Below are 12,244 nucleotides of genomic sequence, written 5' to 3'. Positions count from 1 at the left end.
GAACTGGCTCTGGAACGTATTCATCACACGCTGCCAACAAACGAGCTATTGATTGGGTTCCGAGTTCACTCTCTTCGCCTTCCAACGCCTTCAAGGCACTGCCGCGAATGATTGGAATTTCATCTCCTGGAAAATTATACTGCGTCAACAACTCACGCACTTCGAGTTCTACCAGATCCAAAAGCTCTGCGTCGTCAACCGTATCGCATTTGTTCAAAAACACTACAATTCGAGGAACTCCTACTTGGCGTGCAAGAAGGATGTGCTCTCTGGTTTGTGGCATCGGACCATCTGCCGCATTCACCACAAGGATTGCTCCGTCCATCTGAGCTGCTCCAGTGATCATGTTTTTCACATAGTCAGCGTGGCCTGGACAATCGACGTGGGCATAGTGACGATTCGCTGTCTCATATTCTACGTGCGCTGTTGAAATGGTAATTCCGCGCTCACGCTCTTCTGGTGCTTTATCGATCTGATCGAAATCCATCTTCTCCGCTAAACCCAAACCTGCTTGCGTTTTCGTGATCGCGGCCGTTAACGTCGTCTTACCATGATCTACGTGACCTATCGTTCCGATGTTAACATGTGGTTTCGTTCTCTCAAATTTCCCCTTACTCATATACTGCCTCCGTTTTCACAAATGATATTTCAATAAAATCAATTTTTGCATTCTGAGCCGAGAACGGGAATCGAACCCGTGACCTCATCCTTACCATGGATGCGCTCTACCGACTGAGCTATCCCGGCGATGAACTGCAGTCTTTAAGTTGCTAGTTTCTAGTTTTTAGTTAACTAAAAACTACGAACTAAAAACTAGAATCTGCCCTTCTTGAGCGGGTGAAGGGAATCGAACCCTCGTGACCAGCTTGGAAGGCTGGAGCTTTACCACTAAGCTACACCCGCGATTTACAGTAGATTATAGTTTTTAGTTTATGGTTCTTAGTGAGATCTAACTAAAAACTGCTAACTATGAACTACAAACTACCCTCCATCATGTGGAGGGAGATGGATTCGAACCATCGTAGGCTATTGCCGACAGATTTACAGTCTGTTCCCATTGGCCGCTCGGGCATCCCTCCGAAAAACAGTTTTTAGTTTATAGTTTGTAGTTTTTAGTTAACTCTGAACTACGAACTAAAAACTCCAAACTACAAACTGCCCTTCTTGAGCTGGCGAAGGGAGTCGAACCCCCGACCGGCTGATTACAAGTCAGCTGCTCTACCAACTGAGCTACGCCAGCAAAAAACACAACAAGAACACCTCTCCATCCTTCTTAAACCTGCTTCTACCAACTTTAAGAAAAGAGGTCTTAGTCCTTGTTCTTCCTTTAGTTTTTCTGCGGAGGTGAAAAAAACGAGCAAACTCCCCCACTTAAAGTGGGCACCTTCTAGGTGAGAAAGATATGTCTGTCAAGCACTTTCAGTGAAATGACAAGCCAGAAATACGCTCTATGAAGAAGGAATTCTTTGCCTCATAATTTCGGCCAAAATCACAGCACCCGCAACCGAAACATTGAGCGAATCGAGCTTTCCCTTCATGGGAATTTCCACCAGAAAATCACAAGATTTCCCCACAAGCCGTTTCATCCCCTTGCCTTCGGAACCCATCACCAAGGCCACATTTCCTTGCTTGAAGTCGCAGGTATAGAGAGAACGCGACTCTTCGGAAGCATCAGCTCCATAAACCCAAAAAGCCTTGTCTTTAAGCACGTTAAGGAGTCTTGTGAGATTTACTACTTGAACAATGGGCAAGTACTCTATCGCTCCGGCCGATGCCTTGGCAGCTGCAGGTCCGATGGGCGCTGAATTGTCCTTGGGCAGAAAAACCGCGTCAACGCCAAGTTGGTGAGCGGTTCTTAGCAGTGAACCCAAATTTTGCGGATCGATAATGCCATCCAAAAGAAGAAAAAGAGTATTGCTTCCGGAAATGCTGCGAAGCACTTCTTTTTCGTCGCTGTACACAAATGGTTCTACTTTTGCGGCCACACCCTGATGCTTTTCAAGAGACGAAAGCTTGTCCAATTCTCTTCGTGGAATCGAATGAATGGTAACTTTCTTTGCCTCAGCAAAATGCAAAAGATCGGCAAGTGCGTGTTCATTTCTTCCTTCAGCAAGAAAAATTTCATGGCATTTTCTTTTTCCTGCGCGAAGCAATTCTGTCACCGCATTTTTTCCACAAATGATTTCTGTTTTTTTCATGATCTTCTCGTCGTTGCTATTCGGAATATTCTAAAAGGTAGGCCTTCATAAATTCATCAAGATCGCCATCCATCACTTTATCCACGGTTGCTACTTCATGATTGGTGCGATGGTCTTTTACCAACTGGTAGGGTTGCATCACATACGAGCGAATTTGCGAACCCCACTCAACACGCTTTTTTTGTTTTTCTGTTGCTTCTTTTTCGGCCAAACGTTTTTCAAGTTCCAATTCGTACAAACGCGACTTCAACATCCGCATGGCGCGATCTCGGTTTTGATGCTGGCTTCTTTCGGAACGACACGAAACAACAATACCGCTTGGATGATGCGTAAAACGAACTGCTGAATCAGTTTTGTTTTGGTGCTGTCCGCCCTTTCCACCTGCACGAAAGGTGTCGACGCGCACATCTTCCATGTTCACTTCTACTTCGATATCGTCTTCAATGTCGGCTGTAGCATGCACCGAAGCAAATGAAGTATGCCTTCGCTTGTTGGCATCAAACGGTGAAATGCGCACAAGGCGGTGCACACCATTTTCAGCTTTCAAGTAACCATAAGCATAAGTTCCTTGAATGGAGAGCGTTACACTTTTAAACCCGGCGCCGTCTCCTTCAGTGAAATCAAGCGTTTCCACCTGATAGCCTTTTCTTTCGGCCCAACGCACGTACATGCGATACAGCATTGAAACCCAATCGCACGACTCTGTTCCACCTGCTCCTGCGTTGATGTTGAGAAGCGCATTGCTGCGATCGATATCATTAGAGAGCATTTTGCGAAATTCGATTTGCTCAAAACCAGTATGAAGCGTTTGAAGCAAATCTTCTGCTTCGCGCAAAAAATCTTCCTGACTTGTATCTTCTTTGTAGAGTTCGAGAAGAGCTTCAACATCATCGATATGATCTTGATGCTCGGCAAAAAGATCGAGAAGCAACTTGAGGTCATCTGTTTCTTGAGATAATTTTTTGGCTGATTTGGTGTCATCCCAAAAAGTTGGCTCTTGAGCTTTTTGTTGCAGGTATGCAAGCCGATCTTTTTTTTCAGAGATGCGCAATTGCACGGAAAGGTCTTCAAGTTTTTTTCGATAACCTTCGAGACGTTCTGTAATTTCTTTTACACCCATACACTCTTTTCTCCAGAGCCACGCCTTTTAATAAAGGAGAAAAGAAATGCAATGGCTATATACGCAACGCACGACCAAGGAAACCAGTCGCCAAGCTTGGTATAAAGCGTTTTTGCTTCGATGAGGGAAACATCGGAAACGATAAGGGATTGATCAAACAAGGGAGATTTCTGCAAAATATGACCAAGCGGATCAACAACGGCGGAAAATCCTGTGTTTGCAGCTCTTACTAAGGAACGCTTGTTTTCAACCGCACGAAAAACGGTGTGTGCCAAATGCTGATGTGGCGCGCTGCTGGGTCCATACCAAGCGTCATTGGTGAGGCTTACCAAAAGGGATGCGCCCGCATCTACTTGACGACGGCTGATTTGCGGAAAAACTCCCTCGAAGCAAATGAGAGAGGCAACACTAAATCTTCCCATCGAAAGAGGCAAAACACTTCTTCCACTGCCTTCTTCAAAATCACCAACGGGAACCGAAAGCTTGTGCAAAAATGGAAAAACATTTGCCAATGGAATATATTCTCCAAAAGGAACAAGGTGTTGCTTGTGATAAACTGCTTTCTTTTTTCCCGTTTCATCGATGAGAACCGCTGAATTAAAAAGATGTTGATGATCATCGGTCGTAAGCGCACCAAAAAGAAGATAGGCCTCATCTTTTGTTTTTGGAATGCCAAACACTTCTGGCGGAAATGAACTCACTGCCTCGGGAAACATTTGTGGGAAGGCAGCTTCCGGCCAAACGACAAGATCTGTGTTTGCCTTAAACAGTTGACGCGACATCTCCTGATGAAGAAAAAGATTTGTCACCATAAACTTTTCATCCCATTTTTTATCTTGAGGGATATTCGCCTGAACCAAACCAACTTTTAGACGAGGTGCACCTTGCGTTACGCTTGCGAAAGTCTGCACTTGATACACACCATATCCAAAAACGAGAACGAGAAAAAAAATGCTTAAGGTTATTTTTTGCTTGAGGAAACTTTGCTTCATCCCAAAACGGTGCAAAATGAATTCGGACAAGATTTGGTTTATCCAGACAATAAAAAACAACAGCCCATACACTCCCGTAATATCGACAAATTGAATGAAGTGAATGAACGGTGATTGTGAGAGCGAAAGATCAGCCCAAGGAAATCCACCAAACGGAAAAAAGGTGCGCACAAACTCAAAGACGACCCAACACACGGGAAGCAAGACAATGTACTCTTGTCCTGTTTTTCGTTGTAAGTATTTTGCCGTAAAAGGAGCTAACGCCAAAAGAGCCGCCATAAGAAGAGAAAGCAAAAGTGCAGTAAGTATACTGGCAAGCGAACTCATTCCTCCAAAATTGTGCATGGCATAATACGTCCACGAAAGAGAAATACTGAACGAAAGAAACAAGGTGATAAACGAAAATCGATACGTGCTTTTTGGAGATTCGTTTTGAGTTGCAAGCAACATTGGCACTAAAGCAATCCATGCTAAAAAACCAAGCCACGGAAGCGGATGGCCACCAATGGAAAGCGGAAGTGAAAAGCTAATAAGCAATCCACTCAAACACGAAAGAAGATATTTTTGAACTTGAGTTAATGTCATGAGAGCACCTGAAGAAAAAATTCGGCTTCTTTCCTTTTCATCGCGCTGTATTTTTTTTCGGTTTGATCGTCGAAACCTTGAAGGTGAAGAAGTGCGTGAATAACCAACAACACTATTTCATCTTGAAGCTTAACACCTCGCGCCTTGGCTTGAGCCTTTGCGGTATCAAGTGAAATCACAATTTCACCTGCAGTTTCGTCCCAAACATCATCGGCCGGAAAACAAAGCACATCAGTGGCTCCCGGTTTATGCTTGAATGTAGCTGCAAGGTGAGAAATGGTTTTGTTGTCGGTGAAAATGAGGCTTACAGCATCTTTGCCTTGAATTTTTTTAATGGGAATTTTTGCGAGCATGGTCAAGACGGCTGACCTTGCCCACGCGATCTTCTTTGGATGTTGATTCTGAATCAGAAACCTCAAGCTGATTCTCCTTCTCTGTATACTCTTGATGTTCTTGTCGCTCTAGAAGTGTATCTCGGGGATATTCAACACGTTCATGATAAATACCAAGCAGAATATGCACGAAAGCCTTACCAATGTCATTTAAATCTTTCAAGGTTAGTTCTGATTCATCTAGTTGGCGCTCGGTATACACATCGGTGATGGAACGTCGCACAATTTGCTGAATGCGCGTAGCACTTTTTTCTTTCAGCGATCTCACGGAAGCCTCCACCACATCAGAAAGCATCATAATGGCGGCTTCTCTTGTTTGTGGTTTTGGTCCAGGATAACAAAAGTCTTCTCGATTCACTTTTTGCAAATTAGGATCTGCAAGCTCTTTTGCTTTTTTGTAGAAAAAGCTAATCATTCTTGTTCCATGATGTTGTGGAATCATATCCATAATTGACTTTGGAATTTTTGCGTTCTTCGCCATCTCCAGTCCATCTTTAACATGAGAGGCAACAATCAGTGCAGACATATGCGGAGAAAGTTTATCGTGCTTCGACTCGCCTTTTGTATTTTCGATGTAATAGGATGGTTTTTTCATTTTTCCAATATCATGGTAGTAGGCGGAAACCCTTACCAACAAAGAGTTTGCTCCAATCTTCTCTGCCGCTGCTTCACCCAACATACCCACTAAATGCGAGTGATGATAAGTTCCTGGAGCTTGAACAATGAGTTCGCGAAGAAGAGGATGATTTAAATTTGCAAGTTCAAGCAATTTAATATCGGTGACATAACCCGAAACAGATTCCAAAATAGGAAGAAAAATCATGGTTACAATTGAGCTGGTTATACCTCCGAAAAAAGCAAACGTCATAAACCAAAAAATATCAGAAGCGGTTGAAGATTCTTCAACAGAAGAAATGGAAATAAACTTCAAACCCAACATAGTAAGCGCGCTAAAAAGACCAACGGCTGCACCAGCGCGAATGATCATGGTTCGGCGATCAATATGCTTCATCATAATGATGGCCGCAAAGTTACTGATGAGAACAAAGGCAACCGTATTCACGCCAGTTTCTACAAACAAACCAGAAAACACTGTCATGGGAATGGCAAAAATGAGAGCGCTTTCAATGGAGAGAAACATTCTTATCAACATCACCGCGGCAGAGAAAGGAATGGCGTAAATCAGCGCTTTTTCGGGAAGAGAAAACATCAGTGCCTGCGTAATGGCGGGAGAAAGAATAAGCGAAATTCTGAGCACAAAAAGACAGATAAGGGCAACACTCGCCATGAGCAAATAATCTGAAGTGTTGGGATGGAAACGAGTGAGAAATTTTTCTCCCACATAAAAAGGAACCACAAGCACAAGCATCACCAACAACAAGGTTCCAAAAAATTCGTAAGGATAAGTACCCTTTCCTCTTTCTTTTTGAATTCCCTTTAAAACCTTGTGATGCCACGGTTCAAAGCGTGCTCCATGGCGAATAATAATTTCCCCCGGAGATATTTTAATAATGACATTTTTAACATTCTGCGCTGCTTTTTCTTTCAGCTCTTCAGTTTCCTGTCTGGCGAAAATACAATTTGCTTCTACAAGCGAGGCTGCAAGATCAATTATTTTTGGGATGGAATGTCGTGTATAAAGCCCTTGAGCTGGAAGTGATTTTTTTTGAAGCTTTGCTTTTACTTCGTCTACCGAGGAAATTTTTAAAACATTATTTACTTTTGTTTCTCCAAGAACAACAGCACTTGAACCTATACCTTGTTTTTTGCGAACAATAATTCCGGTATCTTTATTGCTCTCTAAACTTGCTTTATCACTCACAAGTGGTGCGTCCATAGCCTCTTCAAGCTGTTGCACAAGCATGGTTTCGACACGTGAACTAAAACGTTCTTTCACCAACATAGTCCATTGCTCGGCGTTTGGTTTAATGCCAAAATGTTTTGTGAAGAGTTCACTTAAAACTTCTTTGTCATTTTCGGTAAGGACAAACGATTTCTTATCCAGCTTTTTTTCTTTCGCATGGAAAAATGCCATGTCATATGCTTTTGCTCTGGTTTCGCGAAATGCGCTATGAACTTTTTCCACTTTTGAAAACTTGAGACTTTCATCAAAAACATACAATGGAATCACAGCGGCTCTGGCTTCGTCTCTTAATTTTTTTGTAGCATCTTCATCCACAATTTCATAACTGCGATCGGCTTTAAAATCTTGTGTTGCAATAGAACCAAGCTGCAATGTTTTTGGAATACTCTGAAATGAAAAGGTAGTGATGAACGTGATGGCCATTCCCAAACAAAGAACCGCGCACCATTTTACAAGTGGATATTGAAAGTAATAATCAAGAAAACCCCTCTCGCTTTTTTTCTTAGCTTGAGAAGGAAGTTGAATCAAAGAGTTTAAAAATTCCTGAATTTTTTTCATTTTTGTTTCACTTCATGTTTTTGATAGGCGTTTACAATATCTTGAACAAGTTCATGTCGAACTACGTCTTCGTCTTCAAATTCGTGAAAGGCAATACTTGGAATGTGGCTTAAAATTTTCTTCGCTTCCAACAAGCCTGAAGATTCGCCTTTTGGCAAATCAATTTGAGTAATGTCTCCCGTGATCACCATTTTGGAATCAGCTCCCATTCTGGTGAGACACATTTTCATTTGCTGATACGTACAATTTTGCGCCTCATCCAAAATGATGAAGGCATTGTTCAAAGTTCTTCCACGCATAAACGCAATAGGTGCAACTTCGATGGTATCGTTTTGTAAAAGCTCATCCACTTTAGAAGGTTCAAGCATGTCATACAACGCATCATACAACGGCCGCAAATAGGGATTCACCTTGTCTTGCAGGTCACCCGGAAGAAAACCCAATTTTTCACCTGCTTCAACGGCTGGTCTGGTGAGAATAATTTTTGAAACTTTTCGTTTTAGCAAATGGGTTAATGCTACAGCAACTGCAATATATGTTTTTCCTGTTCCTGCTGGTCCAATTGCAAACACAAGGTCTTTGTTGTGCATCAGCTCAAGGTATTTTCTTTGCGCAGCATTCCGCACCTTCAAGCTTCTTTTTTTTGAAGTTTGAAAAATAATATCTTCAAAAACATGTTCAACATTTGTGTTTTCGTCACGTAACATCATTTTAATCGCATCCTCAATTTCAGAACTCATAATACTTTTTCCATTCTGAATGTGGAGATAAAGCGTTTGAAGAATTTTCTTTGCCCCTTCTACATCGTGCGCTTTTCCCAACAAGGTTAACTGCGTTCCTCGAACATGAACGCGAATACCCAACTTTTCTGCTAAAAATTTCACATGCTCATCATGAGGTCCAAAAAGTTCTCTCGCAATTTCATTTTTCTGAAAATGTATTTTTTGTTCCAAGTCTTGTTGAACACTTTCTTTTTTTCTGTACATGCTTCTCCTTTACATCCGTTGCTGTTGCGGAGCTTCCGCTGGAGCTGATTCACTCATCACTTGAATAACGCACTCTCGTCTTCCTGCAAGCGCTTCAAAATCGAGCAGGATAATATCTTCAAATGGCGACAAGACAAGCTTTCCGTTTTGAATGGGAATGCAAAGCTGCCTTCCCAACATCGTCGACTGCAAGCGCGGGAAAAGTTCCAGTTCTTCTTTTCTTTTGTTTTTTGCTTTCTCGTCGGAGAGCGATTCGAAAACAGAAAACATTTTTTTCACTGCCTCTTTTATTTCTGGAATGTCTTCAGCAAGCATCACTGAAGCTCCAGCCTTGGGCACGATAATATGCACCACGCCCTGATCAACATTTCCTTCGGCAATCAAGGCCTTTACATCGTGGGTGACGATAAAGTGATCAAGCCCCGAAGTGGTAAAAAAGTAGGAATTTCTGAATAAAATCATATCTCTGTAGTGTACAGAAGCAGACCTCAAAAACCAAGCCTTTTAAAGGGGGTTAAGCTCTTGATATTCTTTGGTTTTTATTTTTTCTTTTCAAGCAGAACGCTTCCACGTATTTCTGACGCAAAACCATTCATTCCCTCAAAAAGGATATTCTATGCAGCTTAAACAACGTGGATTCGCACAACTCACCGAAATCATGGCCCTGCTTCGCCACCCTGAAAAGGGTTGTCCGTGGGATCTCAAGCAGAGCTATCAGAGCATTACGGCACACACCATTGAGGAAGCCTACGAAGTGGTGGATGCCATCGAAGCCGCAGATTTTGCGGAGCTCAAGGAAGAACTTGGCGATCTGCTCTTGCAAGTTGTTTTCTATGCTCAAATGGCACGTGAAGAAAATCGTTTCACCATTGACGATGTGATTAATGGCATTTGCGAAAAGCTCATTCGCAGACATCCTCATATTTTTGCAGATGTTGAAGCAAAAGACAGTGAAACCGTTTTAAAAAATTGGGAAGCTATCAAGCAGGCCGAGAAAAAAGAAAAAGCAAAAGACGAAACACTCTTAAGTGGAATTCCAAAACACTTGCCTTCTCTCTTAGCAGCACATCGCATTGGTGAAAAAACTTCGCGCGTTGGCTTCGACTGGAAAAACACTGAAGGTGTTTTTGCAAAACTGGAAGAAGAAGTGCTCGAGCTTGAAGAAGCTCAAGCTGAAAAAAATGCTGAAGCTATTGAGCATGAATTTGGCGACGTGCTGTTTACCCTTGCGCAAGCGGGAAGACACTTAGGTTTGAATGCTGAAACAGCACTGCGAAAAGCAAATGTGCGCTGCATGCAAGGCTTTGCGTGGATGGAAAAAAATGCTGATGCAGAACTTTCAACACTGAGCGAGCGAGAGCTTGAAGATTTGTGGCAACAAGCAAAACTCCACTCCGGGAAGTGATTTTGAATTGAGGGAAAAAGATTTTGCGAAAAACTTTGCGTCGCTCTGAAATTTCCGCTCAAGCGCCGCGGAAATTTCATCCAACATTTCGGCCTTCATCGTTTTCTTTAAAGCTGTCAGAGAGATGAAGGCCTCAAAAGTGCGCTCTCACAAAGTTTTTCGCAAAATCTTTTTCCCGAGTTGAAAATCAGTACCGCTTCGCTTCTGATTTCAATAAGGATGTTTGCTTTTATCTTTTTAAAATTACGCGCGACGCTTTCTTCCAAACATATGGATGAGGGACTTGAAGTCTTCTTTGTGGAGGAAATAGGTGGTGGTGAGGTAGACAAACACTGCAAGGATAATGATCAGTAACAGAGCCAGCATGGCTTGTATTTTTCCGGCTGCAAACATTCCTGTTAATAGCATTCGCATTATCCCTACCACTACCGCCATTGCTGCGCTGGCTATGCAAATGCGGGTGAGGCCTCTGTAGTTAATGGGGGCACGGTGAATTTGTTTTCTTCGAAGGAGTGCACAGAGCAAAAGGAAATTAACGATTGCCGAAATAACTAACGCCATGGAAAGCCCTACGTGTGCAAAGTGTTTCATCAAAAAAAGACCGCACAGCAAATTTACGATGACATCAACCATCGCAACAACCACTGGCGTTTTTGTATCCTTCAGAGCGTAAAAAGCTGGCACCACATTTCTGACTGCTGCCACGAAAGGAATTTTGAGTGCAAACACCATCAGGGCAAGAGCTGTAGCCTCTGTCATTGCTGGTGTAAAAGCTCCGCGTTGAAAAAGAAGTTGAACAACAGGATGCGCCAACAGAAGCAAACCAACAGAAGCTGGAATGGCAATGAGAAAAGTAAGATGAAGCGAATAGCTCAACACATTTCGAAAAGCTTCCATATTTTTTTCGGCTGCAAACGCCGAAAGCGTTGGCAGAGATGCCGTTGCAACCGCAATGGCAAACACGCCAAGTGGAAATTCTGAAACTCTGTCTGCATACCACAAATATGAAACGCTTCCGGTGGGAAGAAAAGATGCGAGCAAGGTGACAAACAGTACATTCACTTGATACACTGCCGCACCAAAAGCTGATGGGCCCATGAGAAACAAAAGCCGCTTTAAGCCGGGATCGCGAAAGTTGAAGTTGAATGAAGGAAACATGCCTTCCTTCATCAAAACTGGAATTTGAAGGGCAAGCTGCAAAACCCCACCCAGCAATACTCCCACGGCAACAGCAACAACGGGAAGTTCAAAAAAATACTTGAGGCCTACGGCTCCAAAAATAATTCCAAGGTTTAACAAAATGGGCGAGGCTGCAGGCGCAGCAAAATGTTTGAGTGAATTTAAAACTCCCATCGCAAGTGCAACTAAGCTAATCAGAAAAATATACGGAAACATTAAACGCGTCAGAAAAACCGTGAGGGCAAATTGTTGGGGATCATCCGCAAATCCCCATGCAATAAGCTTTACAAGCCACGGTGCAAAAATGATTCCCACAATGACTAAGACAACAAGAAGAAGCAACAAATGCGTAAACACAATATTGGCAATGGCTTTGGCTTCGCTGCGTGAGCGCTTGAGGTATTCGGTATAAAGTGGAACAAAGGCTGCGGTGAGCGCACCCTCGGCCACAAAACGCCGAAGCAAATTGGGAATGCGAAAGGCAACGTAAAAGGCATCGGCAACGTAACTGGCACCAAAGGCAAAGGCCAAAACCGCATCACGCACCAAACCCAAAATACGAGAAAGCAAGGTGAAAAAACTCACCACGCCCGTACGCCTGCTAATCTGCCGATTTTCTTCGTTCATAATGGTTAAGGGTGTCGGAGCCAAAAAGTGAAGCGTATCTATCGTGGCTAAAAAGAAATGGCAAGGGATGTCTCAAGACTGGATGAAGAGAAGAAAATGCTGGTATTTTTTTGAACATGGGAACTTTTGATATTAAAAATGGTTTTGCGCAGAAACAAGGTTCCAGCTGAAAATAATGGATGCTTTTAGAGGGGTGCCAGAACTGCCAGCAATATCAATATGTTATACCATGGGGAACCGTATAAGTTCAAGAAGTAAGTGCAACACTTGGGAGTGGAAGGCAAGTTATGCTAACTCGAGTGCTTATGAAGAACTATGCGCATTTAGGCGAAGAAGAG

General features: G+C 42.9%; 10 protein-coding genes and 4 tRNA genes. 1 reads left to right on the top strand and 13 read right to left on the bottom strand.

The window, feature by feature from the left end; genetic code table 11:
• The 12 genes from tuf to COV43_01760 all read right to left on the bottom strand — a co-directional run.
• On the bottom strand, window positions 1-619 hold a 619-nt coding region (tuf, locus tag COV43_01815), incomplete at its 3' end, for an elongation factor Tu (GenBank protein PIR26409.1).
• Between the two features lie 55 nt (window positions 620-674).
• Window positions 675-747, bottom strand: a tRNA-Thr gene (locus tag COV43_01810).
• Between the two features lie 82 nt (window positions 748-829).
• Window positions 830-903, bottom strand: a tRNA-Gly gene (locus COV43_01805).
• Between the two features lie 93 nt (window positions 904-996).
• Window positions 997-1,079 (bottom strand) — tRNA-Tyr (locus tag COV43_01800).
• A gap of 85 nt (window positions 1,080-1,164) precedes the next feature.
• Window positions 1,165-1,240: transfer RNA gene (locus COV43_01795), tRNA-Thr, on the bottom strand.
• A 208-nt stretch (window positions 1,241-1,448) separates the two neighbouring features.
• Window positions 1,449-2,198 carry a 23S rRNA (guanosine(2251)-2'-O)-methyltransferase RlmB gene (locus COV43_01790; protein PIR26407.1) on the bottom strand — a complete coding sequence of 250 codons (750 nt, stop codon included), beginning with the start codon at window positions 2,196-2,198 and terminating at the stop codon, window positions 1,449-1,451.
• Window positions 2,199-2,214: 16 nt separating this feature from the next.
• Window positions 2,215-3,318 carry a peptide chain release factor 2 gene (locus COV43_01785; protein ID PIR26406.1) on the bottom strand — a complete coding sequence of 368 codons (1,104 nt, stop codon included), beginning with the start codon at window positions 3,316-3,318 and terminating at the stop codon, window positions 2,215-2,217.
• Entirely contained in the window at window positions 3,309-4,895 is a 1,587-nt protein-coding gene (gene lnt, locus COV43_01780; protein PIR26405.1) for an apolipoprotein N-acyltransferase, read from the bottom strand. The genes COV43_01785 and lnt overlap by 10 nt, the downstream gene beginning before the upstream one ends.
• Window positions 4,892-5,248: an rRNA maturation RNase YbeY gene (gene ybeY, locus COV43_01775; GenBank protein PIR26404.1), complete on the bottom strand. Its 357-nt coding sequence runs from the start codon at window positions 5,246-5,248 to the stop codon at window positions 4,892-4,894. Before ybeY ends, lnt begins: the two co-directional genes overlap by 4 nt.
• The gene (locus tag COV43_01770; protein PIR26403.1) at window positions 5,226-7,709 is read right to left on the bottom strand and encodes a hypothetical protein; all 2,484 of its coding nucleotides are present in this window, start codon (window positions 7,707-7,709) and stop codon (window positions 5,226-5,228) included. Before COV43_01770 ends, ybeY begins: the two co-directional genes overlap by 23 nt.
• Window positions 7,706-8,695 (bottom strand): phosphate starvation-inducible protein PhoH, encoded by a 990-nt coding sequence (locus tag COV43_01765; protein ID PIR26402.1) that lies wholly within the window; start codon window positions 8,693-8,695, stop codon window positions 7,706-7,708. The genes COV43_01770 and COV43_01765 overlap by 4 nt, the downstream gene beginning before the upstream one ends.
• A 9-nt stretch (window positions 8,696-8,704) precedes the next feature.
• Complete coding sequence (locus COV43_01760) at window positions 8,705-9,157, bottom strand: hypothetical protein (GenBank protein PIR26401.1); 453 nt, start codon at window positions 9,155-9,157, stop codon at window positions 8,705-8,707.
• 154 nt (window positions 9,158-9,311) lie between these two features.
• Here COV43_01760 and COV43_01755 point away from each other — a divergent pair, with 154 nt between their 5' ends.
• Window positions 9,312-10,100 (top strand): nucleoside triphosphate pyrophosphohydrolase, encoded by a 789-nt coding sequence (locus tag COV43_01755; GenBank protein ID PIR26408.1) that lies wholly within the window; start codon window positions 9,312-9,314, stop codon window positions 10,098-10,100.
• A gap of 243 nt (window positions 10,101-10,343) precedes the next feature.
• On the opposite strand, the gene mviN is transcribed toward COV43_01755, so the two are convergent.
• Window positions 10,344-11,906, bottom strand: a complete 1,563-nt coding sequence (gene mviN / locus COV43_01750; protein PIR26400.1) for a murein biosynthesis integral membrane protein MurJ — start codon at window positions 11,904-11,906, stop codon at window positions 10,344-10,346.
• Between the last annotated feature and the right edge of the window lie 338 nt (window positions 11,907-12,244).

The sequence above is a fragment of the Deltaproteobacteria bacterium CG11_big_fil_rev_8_21_14_0_20_42_23 genome (assembly GCA_002796345.1).
GTDB lineage: Bacteria > UBA10199 > UBA10199 > 2-02-FULL-44-16 > 2-02-FULL-44-16 > 1-14-0-20-42-23.
The sequence above is the reverse complement of the archived record's forward strand: the minus strand, read 5'-3'. Positions and strand labels throughout refer to the sequence as shown.

Coding starts and splice junctions, on each gene's coding strand:
- COV43_01770 (PIR26403.1), bottom strand. CDS start 7,709: ATGAAAAAAATTCAGGAATTTTTAAACTCTTTGATTCAACTTCCTTCT.
- lnt (PIR26405.1), bottom strand. CDS start 4,895: ATGACATTAACTCAAGTTCAAAAATATCTTCTTTCGTGTTTGAGTGGA.
- COV43_01755 (PIR26408.1), top strand. CDS start 9,312: ATGCAGCTTAAACAACGTGGATTCGCACAACTCACCGAAATCATGGCC.
- mviN (PIR26400.1), bottom strand. CDS start 11,906: ATGAACGAAGAAAATCGGCAGATTAGCAGGCGTACGGGCGTGGTGAGT.
- COV43_01785 (PIR26406.1), bottom strand. CDS start 3,318: ATGGGTGTAAAAGAAATTACAGAACGTCTCGAAGGTTATCGAAAAAAA.
- COV43_01790 (PIR26407.1), bottom strand. CDS start 2,198: ATGAAAAAAACAGAAATCATTTGTGGAAAAAATGCGGTGACAGAATTG.
- ybeY (PIR26404.1), bottom strand. CDS start 5,248: ATGCTCGCAAAAATTCCCATTAAAAAAATTCAAGGCAAAGATGCTGTA.
- COV43_01760 (PIR26401.1), bottom strand. CDS start 9,157: ATGATTTTATTCAGAAATTCCTACTTTTTTACCACTTCGGGGCTTGAT.
- COV43_01765 (PIR26402.1), bottom strand. CDS start 8,695: ATGTACAGAAAAAAAGAAAGTGTTCAACAAGACTTGGAACAAAAAATA.